Below are 18,251 nucleotides of genomic sequence, written 5' to 3' on the forward strand. Positions count from 1 at the left end.
GAAAATCGAAAGCAGGAACCGGCCGCGGGCCTTTGAGCGGACGGAGCCGGGTTACAGACCGACCTCGCGCATCAGCATGCCCACCTCGGTGTTGGTGAGGCGGCGCAGCCAGCCGGACTTCTGGTCGCCCAGCGGGATCGGCCCGAAGGACGTCCGTACGAGTCGCTCGACCGGGAAGCCGGCCTCGGCCAGCATCCGGCGGACGATGTGCTTGCGGCCCTCGTGGAGGGTCACCTCGACCAGGTAGTTCTTGCCGGTGTTCTCGACGACCCGGAAGTGGTCGGCGCGGGCGTACCCGTCCTCCAGCTGGATGCCGTCCTTCAGCCGCTTGCCCAGGTCGCGCGGGAGCGGTCCCTGGATGGCGGCCAGGTAGGTCTTCTTCACCCCGTACTTGGGGTGGGTCAGCCGGTGGGCCAGCTCGCCGTGGTTGGTGAGCATGATGATGCCCTCGGTCTCGGTGTCCAGCCGGCCGACGTGGAAGAGCCGCGTCTCACGGTTGGTGACGTAGTCGCCGAGGCACTGGCGGCCGTCCGGGTCCTCCATGGAGGAGACGACACCGGCGGGCTTGTTCAGCGCGAAGAAGAGGTACGACTGGGCGGCCACGGTCAGACCGTCGACCTTGATCTCGTCCTTGTGCACATCGACGCGCATGCCCTGCTCGACGACGATCTCGCCGTTGACCTCGACACGCGACTGCTCGATCAGCTCCTCGCACGCACGGCGCGAGCCCATACCTGCCCGGGCGAGGACCTTCTGCAGCCGCTCGCCCTCCTGCTCGGCGCCCGGGTGGGTCTTGGGCGTGCTGATGTCGGGCTTGCCCGCGTACCTGTCCCGGTTGCGCTGCTCGATCTTGGCGTCGAGCTCACGCGGACGGGACGGGGCGCCCTGGCGACGCGGGCCGCCGCTCCTGCCGCCGCCGGCCTGCGCGGGCTTCGGGCCGCCCTTGGCGCCGCCGCGGGCCGCCGCGCCACGGCCCTTGCGGGGTCCTTCGCCGCTCTTCTCCCCGGTGGAGCCCACGTCGTAGCGACGCTCCTCGGGCCGGGGCCGGCGGGGACGCTGCTCCTGCTTGCCGTCGCGCCCGGCGCCGGCACCCCGGGGATTCCGGTTGCCGCCGCTCTTGCCGCTGCCGCTTCCGCTGTTCCTGCCACTGCTTCGCATCAAAATTCCGTCTTGTCGTCTGCGTGAGTATCCGGGGTGTCCGGTGCGTCCGGATCGAACGACGGCACACCCTCTAGCGTCTCAGCCTCGATCGCGTCCGCCTCGGGAAGGAAGGGCGCGAGCTCCGGGAGCTCATCCAGGCCACGCAGGCCCATCCGCTCCAGAAAGTAGTTCGTCGTCCTGTACAGGATCGCACCTGTTTCGGGTTCCGCGCCCGCTTCCTCGACGAGACCCCTCTGCAGCAGGGTCCGCATGACCCCGTCACAGTTCACACCGCGGACCGCGGAGACCCTCGACCGGCTGACCGGCTGGCGGTACGCGACCACCGCCAGGGTCTCCAGGGCCGCCTGCGTGAGACGGGCCTGCTGGCCGTCCAGGACGAAGCCCTCGACGGCCGCCGCGTACTCCGGGCGGGTATAGAAGCGCCAGCCGCCCGCGACCAGTCTCAGATCGAAACCGCGACGCTGCACGGTGTACTCGTCGGCCAGCTCCCGCAGCGCGTCGGCGACGGCTCTGCGGGGCCGCTCCAGCACCTTGGCGAGGTGCTCCTCGGTGGCGGGCTCGTCGACGACCATGAGGACGGCTTCCAGCGCGGGCTTGAGATCAAGATCCGCGACGGTGGAGCCGGTGGTGTCCTGCTGACTCATGCCTTCACATCCTCAAAGACGTCCTGCACCTCGATGTCGAACTCGTCCGTCACGACGGGCTCGGCGCCCTCTCCCCCGGCCCAGCGCACCAGGAGTTCTCCCAGCGCCTCGTCCTGGTCGAGCGCGACGGCCTTCTCCCGGTACAGCTCCAGCAGCGCGAGGAACCTGGCGACGACGGTGAGGGTGTCCTGGGCGTCCTCGGTGAGTAACCGGAAACTGATCTCCCCCGCCTCCCGCAGCCGCGCCACCACGATCTCGGCCTGTTCCCGCACGCTGACCAGCGGTGCGTGGATGTGGTCGACGTACACCTGCGGCTTGGGCTTGGGCTGCATCGCCTTCACGGCCAGCTTGGCGAACCCCTCGGCCCCGATGCTGATGACGACCTCGGGCAGCAGCTCGGCATGGTGCGGCTCCAGCCCCACGGTCCGCGGAAAGCGCCGCCCCTCCGACTCCAGCCGGTCGCTGAAGATCTCCGCGATGCGTTTGTACGCGCGGTACTGGAGCAGCCGGGCGAAGAGCAGGTCCCGCGCTTCGAGCAGCGCCAGATCCGCCTCGTCCTCCACCTCGGCGGCGGGCAGCAGCCGGGCGGCCTTCAGATCGAGCAGGGTCGCGGCGACGACGAGGAACTCGGTGGTCTGGTCCAGATCCCAGTCCGGCCCCATGGCGCGGATGTGCGCCATGAACTCGTCGGTGACCCTGGACAGTGCGACTTCGGTCACATCCAGCTTGTGCTTGGAGATGAGCTGCAGAAGCAGATCGAACGGTCCCTCGAAGTTCGCCAGCCGAACAGTGAACCGCCCGTCGTCGGCGGGCTCGGGGGGCGAGCCGGCGGTTCCTGCCGGTACGACGGACTCGGGAGGTGAGCCGGGTGTTGTCGGTACGGCGGGCTCGGGGGGCGTTACGGCAACCTCGGGGACGGCGGTTCCGGCGGACGCTGTCGCATCGGCCACCGACGGTTCCGGGGACGCTTCCGCGGCCTCGGGAAGAGGCGAGGTGACGGATTCACCGCCGATGCCCCCGTCCGCCGCCGGCCCCGGCGCAGGCCGACCGCCCGGGCCGCGTCCCAGGGGGCGGCGAGGGGTCCGGGCGGGCTCGTCGGTCGTCGGCATGAAGGTCCAGGGGCGGCGGGATACGGGCGGCGGGCAGTGGCCCCCTACGGGGCAGGCCGGACACCCGGCCGGCGGCGGCACTCCGGGCAGGCTACCGGCGCCCCGCCGGTCAACGGCCGCGCAGCCGCCGTACGAGGATGCTCGCGTCGCCCCGCGACTCCAGGTCCGCGAGAACCACCGCGACCGCCTCGCGGACGATCCGCCCGCGGTCGACCGCGAGCCCGTGCTCCCCGCGGAGCACGAGACGGGCGTGTTCGAGGTCCATCAGTTCCTCGGCCGAGACATAGACGGTGATCTTCTCGTCGTGACGCTCCCGGCCGCTGGGCCGCCTGTTCGCCCCGCGCCCGCCTCCGCGCCTGCGCTGCTGCTGAACGGCAGGGGCGGGAACCGCCTCCTGCGCGGACGGCTGCGCCGGCGACTGCGTGGACGGCGCGGACTGCTGAGGTCTGCGCCCCGACTGCCCTGCCACCGCGCCCCGGTCATCGTCTCCGCCGCGGCTGCGCGATCCCCCCGCGTCGGCGTCGGCCGCGGAGTGTTCCTCCCGCGAAGGGGCCGCGGTGCCGGCTGCGGCCTCCGCCGCGCCCGCCCCGGATCCGTCGGCCGCGGGATCGCTCTCCCCGGCCGGACCGGGCACCCGGACCTCGCCGTTCGCCTTGCGCCGCCGGTCCGCGGGGGACGAGGCCTGCAGCCCCATCCCCCCGGTGGTACGGAACAGTTCGTCGGCCCCGGGCAGACTCACTCGGCGTGACACCGGGCGAGCACCTCCCTGGCGAGCTGGCGATAGGCGGCGGCACCGACCGAGTTGGAGGCGTACGTGGTGATGGGCTCACCGGCGACCGTGGTCTCCGGGAAGCGCACCGTGCGCCCGATGACCGTGTGGTAGACGTGATCGTCGAAGGCCTCGACGACGCGCGCGAGGACTTCGCGGCTGTGCACCGTACGGGAGTCGTACATGGTGGCGAGGATGCCGTCGAGCTCCAGATCCGGGTTGAGCCGCTCCTGGACCTTCTCGATGGTCTCGGTGAGCAACGCCACACCTCGCAGCGCGAAGAATTCGCACTCGAGCGGCACTATCACCTTGTGGGCCGCCGTCAGGGCGTTCACGGTGAGCAGCCCCAGCGAGGGCTGACAGTCGATCACGATGTAGTCGTAGTCGGCCATCAGCGGCTTCAGGGCGCGCTGCAGCGTGGACTCCCGGGCCACCTCGCTCACCAGCTGCACCTCGGCAGCCGACAGGTCGATGTTGCTGGGCAGCAGGTCCATGTTCGGGACCGCGGTCTTCAGCAGGACCTCGTCGGCCGACATGCCCCGCTCCATGAGCAGGTTGTAGACCGTGAGGTCGAGCTCCATCGGGTTGACGCCGAGCCCGACCGACAGGGCTCCCTGTGGGTCGAAGTCGACGAGCAGGACGCGGCGCCCGTACTCCGCGAGTGCGGCACCCAGGTTGATGGTCGACGTGGTCTTGCCGACGCCGCCCTTCTGGTTGCACATCGCGATGATCTTCGCGGGACCGTGATCGGTCAGCGGGCCCGGGATCGGGAAGTAGGGCAGGGGCCGACCGGTCGGACCGATCCGCTCGCGGCGCTGGCGGGCAGCGTCGGGCGCGAGGGTGGCCGCGTACTCCGGATCGGGCTCGTACTCGGCGTCGGGGTCGTAGAAGTGCCCCTGGGGCACCTCGTCGAAGTCGGCGAAGTGGGCGGTCTCTCGGCCACTCTCGTTGCCGGCCATGGCGTTCACGTTTAGGCCGTCCATCATCTGGGGGGCTGTCGTCATGTGCTGGTGGGTGGCGAAGGTGCGGACAGCGACGGAGCCGACAGCCTCCAGCCCGTTCGGGCTCTGGCCCCGTGCAGGCATCCCTGGTTGAACACCCCCGGGAGTAAATGTCGACTCATTCACAAGTCGTCTTACCTCCTTGGACGTGACCAGGAAACTTTATCGATAGGTCAGCGTGGCACCATGCCGACGATTGGCGACTCTATGGCGTGTCACCGCTCCGCAGCAACACAATCCGCCGGACCCGGCCCGATGTGTCGGCAATCGAACACCTCCCTGTCAAGGGCACGCAGCCACCGGGCGCTCTTTCAGCGGGTACACGAATCGGTTGAAGGGTTACGTTCGAGACGAGTTGAACGAGGGCCTCACAGGGGCCCGGCATGCGTCCGGCCGGGCCTTGCTGAGCAAGGTCCGGCCGGACGCATGAGGTTGACGGGAGATGTTGACTCGTCAGCCGAGAAGCGAGCTCAGCTCGACGTGCTCCAGGCCGTGGGCCTCGGCCACCTCGCGGTAAACGACCTGCCCGTCATGGGTGTTGAGGCCCTTGGCGAGCGCGGCATCGCGGCGCAGTGCCTCGACCCAGCCGCGGTTGGCGAGCTCCAGGATGTACGGCAGCGTGGCGTTGGTGAGCGCGTACGTGGAGGTGTTGGGCACGGCGCCCGGCATGTTGGCGACGCAGTAGAAGACCGAGTTGTGGACCATGAAGGTCGGCTCGGCGTGCGTCGTCGGGTGCGAGTCCTCGAAGCAGCCACCCTGATCGATCGCAATGTCGACAAGTACACTTCCGGGCTTCATCTTGGCGACGAGCTCGTTGGTGACCAGCTTCGGGGCCTTCGCGCCGGGGATCAGCACGGCGCCCACGACGAGGTCGGCGTCGATGACGGCCTTCTCCAGCTCGAAGGCGTTGGAGACGACGGTCTTCACCTTGGTGCCGAAGACCTTGTCGGCCTCGCGCAGCTTGTTGATGTCCCGGTCGAGCAGCGTGACGTGGAAACCGAGACCGACCGCGATCTGCGTGGCGTTCCAGCCGGAGACACCGCCGCCGATGACGACGGCCTCGGCGGGCGCCGTGCCCGGGACGCCGCCCGGCAGCACGCCGCGGCCGCCGACCGAGCGCATCAGGTGGTAGGCGCCGACCTGCGGGGCCAGCCGGCCCGCGACCTCGGACATCGGGGCGAGCAGCGGCAGCGCGCGGCTCGCGGTCTCCACGGTCTCGTACGCGATCGCGGTGGTGCCGGACTCCAGCAGCGCGTCCGTGCACTCGCGGGAGGCGGCGAGGTGCAGGTAGGTGAAGAGCGTCTGGTCCTTGCGGAGGCGGTGGTACTCCTCGGCAACCGGCTCCTTGACCTTGAGCAGCAGGTCGGCGGTGGCCCAGACCTCGTCGGCGGTGGGGAGGATCTGCGCCCCTGCGGCGACGTACTCCTCATCCGTGATGGAGGAGCCGGCCCCGGCGTTCTCCTCGACGACGACCTGGTGGCCGTGGCGTACGAGTTCGTTCACACCGGCGGGCGTGATCGCCACGCGGAACTCGTTGTTCTTGACTTCGCGGGGGATGCCGACCTTCACGTCGATCACGGTCCTTGGCTCAGAGGGTTACCCGGACATAGGTATACATACCCGGATAGACACAGCGTAAATGGAGACACCGCGAACACACGCGGCAAAGCCAGTCTAATGAAGGGATTCGTGCTGTCTAGCCTTACAAAGCATTAACTTTCACTCACCGCACTACGGATTTCGTAGGCCGCACTCTCCTCGCCCAGCAATCTGTCGGCCAGGCCCCGGTGCAACCGGGCCGCAGCCGGGTCGCCCAGCCGGTCGAGCGTGTCGGCCAGCCGCAGCTCCAGCGCCGCCTGCAGCCGTACGTCCCCGGCCCGCCTGGCCCACTCGACGGCCTCCTGACAGGTGTGCAGCGACTCCTGCGGCCGGCCCGCGTACTCCTGCACCCGGGCCGCCTCGCTCAGCGCCCGCGCCTGGGCCGGCACATCGCCGAGCCTGCGGTACCCGGCCGCGGCGGCCCGCCAGTTCCGCAGCGCCTCGCCGTACCGGCCGGCATAGGTGTGGACGGTGCCGAGCCGCCCGTACAGCCGCGCCTCGTCGGCCCGCTCGCCCTGGGTGAGCCGCTGCGCCAACGCCCGGCCGTACCAGTCGGAGGCCCGCTGGAAGTCCCCCAGCTCGGCGTAGGCACCGCCTACGGATTCCATCGCACGGCCGGTGGCATACGGATCCTTCGCGGCCCGTCCGGCGTCCAGCGCGGCCCGGTAGCGGGTCAGCGCCTCCTGCGTACGGCCGGTCTTGGCATCGAGGTCGGCGAGGTTGAGCAGTGCGGCGGCCCGTTCGCGCGGCAGCTCGCGCCGCTCGGCGACTGCCAGAACCAGACCGTGCAGTCCGTACAGCTCGGGCGCGGCCGCCTCGGTGCCCTGGTGCACGGCCAGCGCCCGCACCAGTGCGGCCACCAACCTCCTTGCCAGAGTGTCGAGTTCACCGTCCTCGACGGCGAGCCTGGCCGAGGCCAGCAGGGCGGGACGGCGGATCCGCAGCCATTCGGCGGCAGCATCGGGGGTGGGGAAACGCAGCGAGCGCGGCAGCCCGGCGAGCTTGCGGCGCGGCGGGGAACCCTCGGGGTCGGTGACCGCACGGCAGGATTGCAGCAGCCGGACGGTCCGCTCCAGCATCCGGGCCCTGGCGAGCTGGATCTCCGTCGGCCGGTCCCTGTCCTCCAGCAGCGCCCGCAGCAGCGGAGCGAGGCAGCCGGGCACCTCGTACTGCGGCTGGTCCGCCCCGTTGGTGCGCAGCAGTCCCAGGGCCACGAAGTCGTCGAGGGTCGTCTGGGCTGCGGAGACGGAGCAGCCGGCCAGGGCGGAGGCCGTGTGGGCGTCGGCGAGGCCGGCAGGGGCGAGCGCGAGCAGTCGCAGTATCCGGGCGGCGGTCGGCGGCAGGGAGTCATGGACCAGCCGGAAGGCGCGCGCCAGCGGGCGGGCGCCGGTGGACTGCTCCGTGTCTTCCGGCAGCTCGCGCAGCTGTTTGGTGACATCGGCGACCGACGCCATGGGGTGGGCGGCGAGCCAGCCGCCGACCATGACCAGGGCGGCCGGCAGGCCGGCGCACTCCTCGGTGAGGGTCTCGGCGGTCCGCGGGTCGACGGTGATCCTGACCTGGCCGATAATGCGGGCGAGCAGCCGGACGGCGGAGCCGGGGTCCAGGCCGCCGATGGTGCAGGGGCGGACACCGGGGATACCGGTCAGCGGGCCCTCGGAGGTGGCGACGACAAGGCAGTCGGGGTCGTCCGGCAGCAGCGGGTCGACCTGTTCCGCATCCACGGCGTCGTCGAGGAGCAGCAGGACGCGGCGCCCGGCGAGCGCCTCACGGACCATTTCGGAGAGCTCGTCCCCGTCCGCGCCGGGCGGTCCCGTCACACCCAGCTGGTCGAGCAGCCTGCGGGCGGTGCGCTCGGTGGGGACGGGTTCGCCGCCGGGGTCGGTGAGCCGGGCCCGGAGCAGGCCGTCGGGGTGATTGCCGGTGGAGAGCAGCAGGCGAGTGAGCTCGCCGGCGAGCGCGGTGCGTCCGGAGCCGGGGCGTCCGGCGATCAGCAGGACCCTGGCGCGGGCGGCCTTGCGGCCGGCCAGGGTGTCCAGTCCGGCCCGCTCGATGTCGGCTCGCAGCGCCTTCAACTCGCGGTCGCGGCCGAAGAATTGGGGTGGGACGGCGCCGGACGGCTCCTCGGTTCCCGCTGCCTTGGCCGGGCCGCTGGTGTCCACCGCCTGATCCGTCACGGGCCACGCTCCACTTCGCTGCACGCGTTGCCCACCGGGACTCCGGTCAGGGCATTCCGAGCGTAGTTCAGGCGTGTGGACGAATTCCGTGGAGCACGGCACAGAGGTCCCCCGATCGGATCAGCATCTTTTCCGATCGGAGGACGTCGATGAACCGTTCAGCGGCGCCTACGGGCTGTTGGACCTCGATCCGATCCCTGCGAACGCGGGACCTCGAACGATCCTCACGAACCGTCAGACCGTCGACCCTCAGGCCTCGAACGGGCGGGCCGGCCACGGCGCCTCGGCCGGACGCAGCGACTCGATCCCGTCACCGGCGAGCACCGTCGCGAGCGAAAGGACGCCCACCACGAGGCAGTTGTTGTGCAGATCCCCGGCGAGCACCCCTCGCACCAGCTCCTGGAGCGGCACCCGGGCCAGCTCCATGTCGGCCTCCTCCTCGGAGACCGCGAAGCGCTCCCCGTCGGCCTCGGAGAGATTCCGGGCCAGGAAGATCCGTACGGCTTCGTCGCAGCCGCCCGGCGTGGTGTAGACGTCGGTCAGCACCCGCCAGTCCTCGGCCTTGACGTACGCCTCCTCGTAGAGCTCTCGCTGGGCAGCGTGCAGCGGGTTCTCACCGGGGATGTCGAGCAGTCCCGCCGGGATCTCCCAGAGCTTGTGGCGCACCGGGTGGCGGTACTGCCGCAGCACGACGACCCGGCCCTCCTCGTCGAGTGCGAGCACGGCGACCGAGCCCGGGTGGACCTGGTAGTCGCGGCGTACGACCGTGCCGTCGGGCATCACCACTTCATCGGTGCGGACGCTGGTCTTGTTGCCGGTGAAGGGCGTCTCGGTCGCGGTGACCTGCCACTCCTCGGGCGTGTCCTGGAAACCCATCTACGTCCTCCCACGGAAAACAGAAACCGGGGCACGCATCCTCAGTGGATCCGTACCCCGGTCAACGTTAATGCCTGCGTACCGCCGGACTACTTGCCCGACGTGGTGCCCTGCTTGCCACCGGCCCCGGCACCCGTCTTGCGCTCGACGGCCGCCTTCACCAGGCCCGCGAAGAGCGGGTGCGGGCGGGTCGGGCGGGAGCGGAGCTCCGGGTGCGCCTGGGTGGCGACCAGGTAGGGGTGGATCTCGCGCGGGTACTCGACGTACTCGACGAGCTTGTTGTCCGGGGAGGTGCCGGAGAAGACCAGGCCGGCCTTCTTCTCCAGCTCGGCGCGGTAGGCGTTGTTGACCTCGTAGCGGTGGCGGTGGCGCTCCTCCACGTACGGCTGGTCGTCGTACGCCTCACGGACCAGCGAGCCCTCGGCGAGCTTCGCCGGGTACAGGCCGAGCCGCATGGTGCCGCCCAGGTCGCCCGCGCCCTCGACGTACGCCAGCTGCTCCTCCATCGTCGAGATGACGGGGTGCGAGGTGGCGGCGTCGAACTCGGTGGAGTTGGCGTCGGGGATCTCGGCGAGGTTGCGCGCCGCCTCGATCACGATGCACTGCAGACCGAGGCAGAGGCCGAGCAGCGGCACCTTGTTCTCACGGGCGTACTGGATGGCGCCGATCTTGCCGTTGACACCGCGGTCGCCGAACCCGCCGGGCACGCAGATCGCGTCGACGTCGGAGAGCTGCCTGGCGGCGCCGGCCGGGGTCTTGCAGTCGTCGGAGGCGACCCACTTGACCTTGACCCGGGCCTTGTTCGCGAAGCCGCCGGCCCGGATGGCCTCGGTGACCGAGAGGTAGGCGTCGGGCAGGTCGATGTACTTGCCGACGAGCGCGACGGTGACCTCGTGGTCGGGGTTGTGGACGCGGTCCAGCAGGTCGTCCCAGGTGGTCCAGTCGACGTCGCGGAACGGCAGGTCGAGCTTGCGCACGACGTAGGCGTCCAGGCCCTCGGTGTGCAGCACCTTCGGGATGTCGTAGATCGACTTGGCGTCCACGCAGGCCACCACGGCGGCCTCGTCGACGTCGCACATCAGCGAGATCTTGCGCTTGATGGCGGTCGGTACGTCACGGTCGGCGCGCAGCACGATGGCGTCGGGCTGGATGCCGATGTTGCGCAGCGCGGCGACGGAGTGCTGGGTCGGCTTGGTCTTGAGCTCGCCGGACGGGCCGATGTAGGGCAGCAGCGAGATGTGCACGACGAAGACGTTGTCCCGGCCGACCTCGTGGCGGACCTGGCGGACGGTCTCCAGGAACGGCAGCGACTCGATGTCACCGACCGTGCCGCCGACCTCGGTGATGACGACGTCGACGTCGTCGGTGGCCATGCGGCGGATGCGGTGCTTGATCTCGTTGGTGATGTGAGGGATGACCTGCACGGTGTCACCGAGGTACTCACCGCGCCGCTCCTTGGCGATCACCTGCGAGTAGACCTGGCCGGTGGTGACGTTGGCGGACCCGTCGAGGTCGACGTCGAGGAAGCGCTCGTAGTGGCCGATGTCCAGGTCGGTCTCGGCGCCGTCGTTGGTGACGAACACCTCACCGTGCTGGAAGGGGTTCATCGTGCCCGGGTCGACGTTCAGATACGGGTCGAGCTTCTGCATGGTGACCCGAAGGCCGCGCGCCTTGAGCAGGGCACCGAGGCTGGAGGCAGTCAGACCCTTGCCGAGGGAAGAGGCGACACCCCCGGTGACGAAGATGTGCTTGGTCGTCGTGGATGTGGGCTGCATAGCCAAAGGGGGCTCCCGTGGTCGCGATCGTGAGGTGCGTACCGGCGTTGCCGTCCGGAGATTCCGGAGGTGCCGTCGCTGCGGTTCGGGGGCCTCGTCTGCTGTTGCGAACGACCACCGGTCCACGGGCTACCAGGGTATCAGCGACAAAGGGAGCCTGCTTCCGGCCACACCCCGCACACCGGCCGCACAAGATCAACGTCGGCCCCTCCCGCCGCACCCGTTCGGCTCAGACGCTTTGCTGAGACCGTCGCGCAGATCATCCGGGTGCGTCGTATCCTGCTCGGACACTCGCTCCGGGCGAGGTACCGAGCTCGCAGGTTCCCCCACAACGCCCCCTTGCGACGACCGCATTACCCGCAGTAATGCCCCACGGGGCGACATGGCCGTTCGACTGGAGATGCACGTGGCCGGGCGCATCGAGGATTACGCACTCATCGGAGACATGCAGACCGCCGCCCTGGTCTGCCGGGACGGCACAGTGGACTGGCTGTGCCTTCCCCGCTTCGATTCACACGCTATTTTCGCGGGACTACTGGGTACCGAGGAGCACGGCTTCTGGCGCCTGGGACCGGCACGGGAGGACGGGGCAAAGCCGCCGTCCGCGGACCGCCGCCGCTACCGCGGGGACTCCCTCATCCTGGAATCGGAATGGGACACACCACGCGGAACGGTCAGAGTGACCGATTTCATGCCGCCTCGTGACGGTGCACCGCAGGTGATCCGGATCGTGGAAGGGATCAGCGGCCGGGTGCCGATGCGCTCCGAGCTGCGGATGCGGTTCAGCTACGGGCGGGTCACACCGTGGGTGCACAAGGTCGACGGCCGCACGGTCGCCGTCGCCGGCCCTGACTCCGTCTGGCTGGACACCCCCGCCGACACCTTTGGCGAGAACCTGACGACGTACTCCGATTTCACGGTCGCGCCCGGGGACCGGATCGCGTTCACGATCAGCTGGCAGCCTTCGCACCACGAGCCGCCCGGTCTTCCGGACCCGGAGAGTTCGCTGGACGCGACCGCGGACTTCTGGCGTGAATGGGTCGAGCAGTGCACGTACCACGGGCCCTACCGCGAGGCCGTGGTCCGCTCCCTGATCACCCTCAAGGCCCTGACGTACGCGCCGACCGGCGGCATCGTCGCCGCGCCGACCACCTCCCTGCCCGAGGACATCGGCGGCTCCCGGAACTGGGACTACCGCTACACCTGGCTGCGTGACGCCGCGATCACCCTCTCCTCGCTGCTGCGCACCGGCTACCGCGAGGAGGCCCGCGCCTGGCGCGAGTGGCTGCTGCGGGCGGTCGCCGGCGACCCGGAGAACCTGCAGATCATGTACGGCATCGCGGGCGAGCGCGAGCTGGGTGAGGCCGAGCTGGACTGGCTGCCCGGTTACGAGAACTCCGGCCCCGTCCGGGTCGGCAACGGCGCAGCGGGCCAGCTCCAGCTGGACGTGTACGGCGAGGTCACCGAGGCGCTGCACCTCGCCCATATGACGGGCCTGACCCGCAACGACTACGCCACGGGCCTCCAGCTCAAGCTGATCGAGTACCTGGAGAAGCACTGGGACGAGCCGGACGAGGGCATCTGGGAGGTGCGCGGCCCGCGCCGCCACTTCGTCCACTCGAAGGTGATGGCCTGGGTCGCCGTCGACCGCACCATCAAGCTGATCGAGTCCGGGGACGCGGAAGGGCCGCTGGAGCGGCTGCGGGAACTGCGGGACGAAATCCACCGCGATGTCTGCGACCGGGGCTACGACAAGGAGCGCAACACCTTCACCCAGTCCTACGGGTCGCAGGAGCTGGACGCCTCCCTCCTGCTGATCCCCCAGATGGGATTCCTGCCGCCGGACGACAAGCGCGTGATCGGCACGATCGAGGCGATCCAGCGCGAGCTGTCCACGGAGGACGGCTTCGTGCTGCGCTACCCCACCAAGGGCGAGGACGCGGGCGTCGACGGCCTGGAGGGCGACGAGGGCGCGTTCCTGGCCTGCTCGTTCTGGCTGGCGGACGACCTGGCGATGATCGGCCGGGTCGACGAGGCACGCCAGCTCTTCGAGCGGCTGCTGTCCCTGCGCAACGATCTGGGCCTGCTGGCGGAGGAGTGGGACCCCCGGCTGCAGCGCCAGGTGGGGAACTTCCCCCAGGCGTTCAGCCATGTGCCGCTGATCGACACGGCACTGCGCCTGACGGCGAGCGGGGCGTACGTCGGCTGACCTCGGGGAGGGGGCGGGTGGCCTGTGCCGGGCCCGCCCCCTGCGGCGAGCGGCATCATCGCAGTGGTCCCCCGCTCTCCGCTCCGGTCACGACGGGCAGCCCCGAAGGCAGCCCCCACTCGCTCCAGGACCCGTCGTACACGGCCAGCTCCCGGTACCCCGCCAGCTCGGCCCCCAGCGTCAGCACGCAGGCGGTGACGCCCGATCCGCAACTGAAGAACAGCCGCTCCCGCTCCCCTGCGAGGGCGGCGAACGCGGCGCGCAGCTCCTCCACCGGGCGCATCCGGCCGTCGCGCTGGATCTCGCCGAAGGGCAGATTGACCGCCCCCGGCATATGGCCGGCGCGCAGGCCCGGTCGTGGCTCGGCGGCCGCGCCGGAGAACCGCTCCCTGGAGCGGGCGTCGAAGACGGCCGCGGCGGGGTCGGCCAGGGCCGCCACCACCTCGTCGCTGCCGACGACCAGCCCCGCTCGCGGCCGAGCTGTGAAGTCGCCACGCGCCACGGCAGGCGCGGGCCCGGCGTCCTCCAGCGGCAGTCCGGCGTCGGTCCAGGCGGGCAGGCCACCGTCGAGCACCGCGGCCCGGTCGAAGCCCATCGCTCGCAGCATCCACCAGGCACGCGCGCTGGAGTAGATACCCGCAGCGTCGTAGACGACGACGGTGTCGGTGTCGTCGACGCCCAGGGAGCGCAGCTCCTCGGTGAACCGGTCGGCGTCGGGCAGCGTGTGGGGCAGCGGTCCGGAGTGGTCGGACAGTGCCCCGTCGATGTCGAAGGGCCGCGCTCCCGGAATCCGCTGCTCGGAGCCCCGGTGCGCGCCCACCGAGGCATCGAGGACCACCGGCCCGCGCTCGCCCAGCCGCGCCGCGAGCCAGTCGGCCCCGACCAACGGGCCGGGAAGGGGGCCCGCAAGGCCTTCCCGGCCTGAGTACGCCGATGTGTCGTCGTCCACGTCTGCTCCAGGTCCGGGTACGAGGGCCACTCGGCCCGAACCGCGCGGCGGTCACAAGATCGCAGCGGCCCTCGACCCGTGTCAACAGCGGTTCCATGCCCCCGGGCATCCCGAAAGTGGCTGATCGATGCCGCTGCCCCCGGTCGGCGGACTCCCCCGACGGCTCCCCGACGACGCCTCCGGCGCCCGGGGCCGGTACCTTCCTGAATCAGGGCGACTGTCCGCCCGACCCGAGTGGAAGCGCGAGGCCAGAGCCAGTGGAGACCCAAGGCGGAATCACCGTGCAGCGAGCCCTTGAGCTGCCGGGGCTGCGCAGCGGGCTTCCGGAGGTGGTGGCCGGTGCGGACCGGCTGAACCGTACGGTGCGCTGGGTGCACGCGGGCGAGGTCCCGAACATCGCTTCGCTGCTCAAGGGCGGTGAGCTGCTGCTCACGACCGGTCTGGGGCTCGGCACCCGCCCCGCCGAGCAGCGCGCCTTCGTCCGAAGGCTCGCCGACCGCCAGATCGCCGCCCTGGTGGTGGAGCTCGGACCGCGCTTCAGCAGGCTGCCCGCATCGATCGTGGACGCCGCCCGCGCGGCCGGTCTGCCGCTGGTGCAGCTGCACCGCGAGGTGCCGTTCGTAACGGTGACCGAGGAGATCCACACCGAGATCGTCAACGGTCACTACGCGCTGCTGCGGCAGGCCGAGGACGTGCACCGGCGGTGTACGGAGGCGCTGCTCGGCGGCGGCGGGGTGCCTCAGGTGCTGGGCATCCTGGCGGACTTCACGGCCAACCCGGTGTTCCTGGAGACGGCGGACGGCCAGCTGGTGTACGCGGCGGGCCCCGGGTCCGGCCCGGTGTCCGCCGATCCGCTCCAGGTGTGGGACGGGATGCGCGGCGACCGGGCGGCCCGTGAGACGCCGCCCACCGGTTCGGTGCTGGTGGATGTGCCGGGCGGCGGCCCTGGAACCGGTTCGGTTCGGGCCAGGCTGGTACTGCTGGCCGTGGCCGGCCCGCTGGTGACGGTGCACCGGATGGCGGCGGAGCGGGCGGCCGGCATCCTCGCCGTCGTGCTGATGCAGGCCCGCCAGGAGGAGGAGCTCGCCGCGCGCGGCCGGGGCGACTTCCTGACGGATCTCGCCGAGGGCCGGATCACTCCGGAGGACGCGCCGGCGCAAGCCCGCGTACTGGGCTTCAAACCGGGTGAGATGCCGCTGCTGCCGGTGGTCATGCGGCTGGCCCCCGAGCTGTCCGTTTCGGGGAACTGGGCACTGCTGGCGCGGGCGGTGCTGGAGGAGCTCTCGTCGGTGGGTGTGCCGGTGCTGCTCGGTGTGCGGCCCGTGGAGGGCCGGGTTCCGGTGCTGCTGGGGCTACGGTCCGAGACGGAGCGCACGGCGGTCGCGGACCGGGTCGCGGCGGCGCTGCGGGCGGGTGTGGAGCGGGCCGGTCTGGAGCGTGCAGGATCGTATCCGCCGGTCGTGGTGGTGGGCGTGGCGGGCGGCTGGGCGGCGGCCGGTGCGGGGCTGCGGCACGCCGCGGAGACGGCGACGGCCGCGCACGGTCTCAGCGACCGGCCCTGGTACGACGCCCGGCGTCTGGACATCGATCTGCTGCTGTGGCGGCTGCGCGACCATCCGGACCTGGCGGCGTTCGTGGACCGGGCGATCGGTCCGCTGCGCGATCACGACCGCACCTCTCGCCCTCCGCTGCTGCCGACGCTGGAGACGTATCTGGCCCACGCGGGCCGCAAGGCGGAGACGGCGCGCGAACTGCATCTGAACCGTCAGACGCTGTACAACCGGCTGGCCCGCATCGGTGAGCTGCTCGGCACCGACCTGGACGACCCCCAGGCGGTCCTGGCGCTGAGCCTGGCCCTCCGGGCCCGCCGTCACACTTCGTAGCTCCGTACCCGTCCGACGAGCAGCCTCTCACCGCGTCCGCGTCCGCGTCCGCGCCACCGCCAACGGCTTCGTCAACTCGTCGTAGATGCTGAGAACTTGAGCGACCGTGTCGTCCTCCGTCGGCCAACTCGCGGCCTGCACACGCCCTGCGGCCACCAGCTCCGCGCGCCGCTCCGGATCGCCGAGCAGCCTGACCACCGCCCGCGCGAGCGCCTCCGCGTTCCCGTACGGTACGAGCTCCGCCCCGTCCCCCACGAGTTCGGGCACCCCTCCGACCGCGGTGGCGACCAGCGGAACACCGAGCCGCAGCGCCTCCTGGGCCAGCACCGAGCGCGCCTCCCACCGGCTGGACAGCACGGCCAGATCGGCGGCGGCGAGAAGTTCCGCGATGTCGTCGCGGCTGCCGATGAGCCGGACGGGCAGTTCCTCGTTCCTGATCCGGCGCTGCAGAGCGGCCCGCTCCCGCCCCTCCCCCACGATGATCAGCAGTGGTACGGGGTCGATTTCGCGCCATACCCGTGCGGCGTCCAGCAGCATGCCGTACCCGTGATGCGGTACGAGACTCCCGTACGACATGATCAGCGGCCGTTCCACCACACCGAGTTCGGCTCGCGCCTTGTCTTCGTGGACACCGGTGGGCACGCGCGGTACGGGGGCGGAGACCGGCGAGAGCCGGGCATCTCGCGCTCCTCGGTGCCGCGCCCGGTCGACCAGGTCCGATGTCGTACCGAGCACAACTGCCGCCGCACGGGCGGCTCTTCGCTCCATCAGATGTAACAGCCGGCTGCGGGCGCCCTCAGCGTGGGCGCGAGCGTGCCAGGTGACGACCAGCGGGATACGGCGGCCGCCGAGCGCAAGAGCGGCGCGCACGGCAGCGTGCAGACCGTGCGCGTGGACCACGTCCGCCGTCAGGCAGGCGGTACGCAGCGCGGCGACGGCGGCGGGATCACTGCGTCGCGGTACGGGAGCGAACCGGGCACCCGTACCGGAGAAATCGTAGGCGTGGTCCAGTTCGGCCGGGGCACAGACGGTGACGTGCACGCCTCTCGCCACCAGCCCTGCTGCCAGCGAGCTGACGTGGGCGCTGCTGCCCGCGCTGCCGCCGCCCAGGACTTGGACCGTACGCAGCTGTGACACGTTGAATGGCTCCCGGGGCTCCCGAGTGGGCGGTGATGGCACCGCCAAGGATGCCAGTCCGTACGCACGTTCCGGCACAGTCGAGCCGCCGTCCCGCCGCATACAACAGCAACCGGCCGTGACGCACCACTCACACGGGTGAGAAGGCGGCGCGATGTTGCCGCGTCCGTGGACCCTGCCGGCGGTCCGACAGCATCTGGGCGAATCGGCTGACCCGGTCCCCGTACACCGTCGCCGCGACAAGCCCCGCCGCATGGGCGACGAGCCCGGCCCGGCCGCGGCCCGCGACGATGGCCACACCGAGTGCGGCGCCCAGGGCGTGGGCCCCGGTGTCCCCGATCATGGTGCGCTCACCCAGGTCGTCGGCGACGAGGGCTGCCGCGGCTCCCATGGGCGCGGCGGCGAGTGCGCCCGGCAGGCCCGGGGCCCCGAGGGCGAGCACGGTGGCGGCGGCCACGGCGGGCCGTACATCCATGAGATTGACGAGATGCGCACTTCCGGCGATCACGACGCCGGCGAGGACCCGGTCGGCGGGCCGCTCCTTGAGCAGCGCACCGGCCGCGAGCCCGGCAGCCCCGATCCCGAAGAGCTTCACCGCGCCACTGGTCACCTCGCCGTCCCGCAGCGCACCCAGGTGGGCACAAAACCCGCGGCGCGGATCGTCCGCACCGACGAGGTCGTCGTAGGCACCGCAGCCGCCGGCCGCGAGCACGGCGAGCACGGCGGCGTACCGGGTGCGCGCAGGCAGTGGGAGAACGGCGGTTCCGACTGCGGCGCCGAGGGCGACCGCCGGGCCCGCGTACAGATCGACGGTACGGCCCGCATAGTTGGTTCGCTGCCAGTGCCTGCGCGGCCGGGCCCGCAGCGCCCGGTACGCACCCCGCGCGACGGCGGCTGCGACGGCACCGGACACTGCGGCTTTGCCGAACGTTGCTCCCATGCGGGCCAGGCTACGCAGCGGC

The 18,251-nt window shown here is 71.1% G+C and carries 14 protein-coding genes; 2 read left to right on the forward strand and 12 right to left on the reverse strand.

From position 1 onward, the window contains the following. Positions 1-51: 51 nt before the first annotated feature. From IEZ15_RS11945 to pyrG, 9 genes are all read right to left on the reverse strand, one after another. A complete protein-coding gene (locus IEZ15_RS11945; protein WP_114243777.1) occupies positions 52-1,158 on the reverse strand; it encodes a pseudouridine synthase in 1,107 nt (368 codons plus the stop codon). Further along, a complete protein-coding gene (scpB, locus tag IEZ15_RS11950) occupies positions 1,158-1,805 on the reverse strand; it encodes an SMC-Scp complex subunit ScpB (protein WP_093893771.1) in 648 nt (215 codons plus the stop codon). The genes IEZ15_RS11945 and scpB overlap by 1 nt, the downstream gene beginning before the upstream one ends. Beyond that, on the reverse strand, positions 1,802-2,914 hold the full coding sequence (locus IEZ15_RS11955) for a segregation and condensation protein A (RefSeq protein WP_189276403.1): 1,113 nt from the start codon (positions 2,912-2,914) through the stop codon (positions 1,802-1,804). The genes scpB and IEZ15_RS11955 overlap by 4 nt, the downstream gene beginning before the upstream one ends. A 109-nt stretch (positions 2,915-3,023) precedes the next feature. Further along, entirely contained in the window at positions 3,024-3,653 is a 630-nt protein-coding gene (locus IEZ15_RS11960; protein ID WP_189276468.1) for a hypothetical protein, read from the reverse strand. After that, positions 3,650-4,768 carry a ParA family protein gene (locus IEZ15_RS11965; RefSeq protein ID WP_093893768.1) on the reverse strand — a complete coding sequence of 373 codons (1,119 nt, stop codon included), beginning with the start codon at positions 4,766-4,768 and terminating at the stop codon, positions 3,650-3,652. The genes IEZ15_RS11960 and IEZ15_RS11965 overlap by 4 nt, the downstream gene beginning before the upstream one ends. A gap of 369 nt (positions 4,769-5,137) precedes the next feature. Next, positions 5,138-6,253, reverse strand: coding sequence for an alanine dehydrogenase (gene ald, locus IEZ15_RS11970; RefSeq protein WP_189276470.1), 1,116 nt, complete (start codon positions 6,251-6,253; stop codon positions 5,138-5,140). A 143-nt stretch (positions 6,254-6,396) separates the two neighbouring features. Beyond that, a complete protein-coding gene (locus IEZ15_RS11975; protein ID WP_189276404.1) occupies positions 6,397-8,460 on the reverse strand; it encodes a tetratricopeptide repeat protein in 2,064 nt (687 codons plus the stop codon). A 249-nt stretch (positions 8,461-8,709) separates the two neighbouring features. Further along, positions 8,710-9,336, reverse strand: a complete 627-nt coding sequence (locus IEZ15_RS11980) for an NUDIX domain-containing protein (RefSeq protein ID WP_189276405.1) — start codon at positions 9,334-9,336, stop codon at positions 8,710-8,712. 89 nt (positions 9,337-9,425) lie between these two features. Continuing rightward, positions 9,426-11,111 carry a CTP synthase gene (gene pyrG, locus IEZ15_RS11985; RefSeq protein WP_114243783.1) on the reverse strand — a complete coding sequence of 562 codons (1,686 nt, stop codon included), beginning with the start codon at positions 11,109-11,111 and terminating at the stop codon, positions 9,426-9,428. Positions 11,112-11,517: 406 nt separating this feature from the next. Between pyrG and IEZ15_RS11990 the strand changes: the two genes are divergently transcribed. Beyond that, positions 11,518-13,320, forward strand: a complete 1,803-nt coding sequence (locus IEZ15_RS11990) for a glycoside hydrolase family 15 protein (RefSeq protein ID WP_114248912.1) — start codon at positions 11,518-11,520, stop codon at positions 13,318-13,320. 55 nt (positions 13,321-13,375) lie between these two features. Here IEZ15_RS11990 and IEZ15_RS11995 read toward each other — a convergent pair whose 3' ends face one another. Further along, positions 13,376-14,269 (reverse strand): sulfurtransferase, encoded by an 894-nt coding sequence (locus IEZ15_RS11995; protein WP_229845842.1) that lies wholly within the window; start codon positions 14,267-14,269, stop codon positions 13,376-13,378. Between the two features lie 257 nt (positions 14,270-14,526). On the opposite strand from IEZ15_RS11995, the gene IEZ15_RS12000 reads away from it, so the two are divergent. Beyond that, complete coding sequence (locus IEZ15_RS12000; protein WP_189276406.1) at positions 14,527-16,152, forward strand: PucR family transcriptional regulator; 1,626 nt, start codon at positions 14,527-14,529, stop codon at positions 16,150-16,152. Between the two features lie 27 nt (positions 16,153-16,179). Here the strand turns inward: IEZ15_RS12000 and IEZ15_RS12005 are convergent, their stop codons facing one another. Further along, positions 16,180-17,289 (reverse strand): glycosyltransferase family 4 protein, encoded by a 1,110-nt coding sequence (locus tag IEZ15_RS12005; RefSeq protein WP_189276407.1) that lies wholly within the window; start codon positions 17,287-17,289, stop codon positions 16,180-16,182. Between the two features lie 130 nt (positions 17,290-17,419). Further along, positions 17,420-18,229 (reverse strand): hypothetical protein, encoded by an 810-nt coding sequence (locus IEZ15_RS12010; protein ID WP_189276408.1) that lies wholly within the window; start codon positions 18,227-18,229, stop codon positions 17,420-17,422. Positions 18,230-18,251: the final 22 nt, after the last annotated feature.

Origin of the sequence: Streptomyces atratus (assembly GCF_014648655.1) — a bacterium.
GTDB classification, from domain to species: Bacteria; Actinomycetota; Actinomycetes; order Streptomycetales; family Streptomycetaceae; genus Streptomyces; species Streptomyces atratus.

What these genes read in the sequence shown, in the direction of transcription:
- IEZ15_RS11965 (WP_093893768.1), bottom strand. Translation starts at nt 4,768, where the DNA reads ATGCCTGCACGGGGCCAGAGCCCGAACGGGCTGGAGGCTGTCGGCTCC.
- scpB (WP_093893771.1), bottom strand. Translation starts at nt 1,805, where the DNA reads ATGAGTCAGCAGGACACCACCGGCTCCACCGTCGCGGATCTTGATCTC.
- IEZ15_RS11955 (WP_189276403.1), bottom strand. Translation starts at nt 2,914, where the DNA reads ATGCCGACGACCGACGAGCCCGCCCGGACCCCTCGCCGCCCCCTGGGA.
- IEZ15_RS11945 (WP_114243777.1), bottom strand. Translation starts at nt 1,158, where the DNA reads ATGCGAAGCAGTGGCAGGAACAGCGGAAGCGGCAGCGGCAAGAGCGGC.
- IEZ15_RS12010 (WP_189276408.1), bottom strand. Translation starts at nt 18,229, where the DNA reads ATGGGAGCAACGTTCGGCAAAGCCGCAGTGTCCGGTGCCGTCGCAGCC.
- IEZ15_RS11980 (WP_189276405.1), bottom strand. Translation starts at nt 9,336, where the DNA reads ATGGGTTTCCAGGACACGCCCGAGGAGTGGCAGGTCACCGCGACCGAG.
- pyrG (WP_114243783.1), bottom strand. Translation starts at nt 11,111, where the DNA reads ATGCAGCCCACATCCACGACGACCAAGCACATCTTCGTCACCGGGGGT.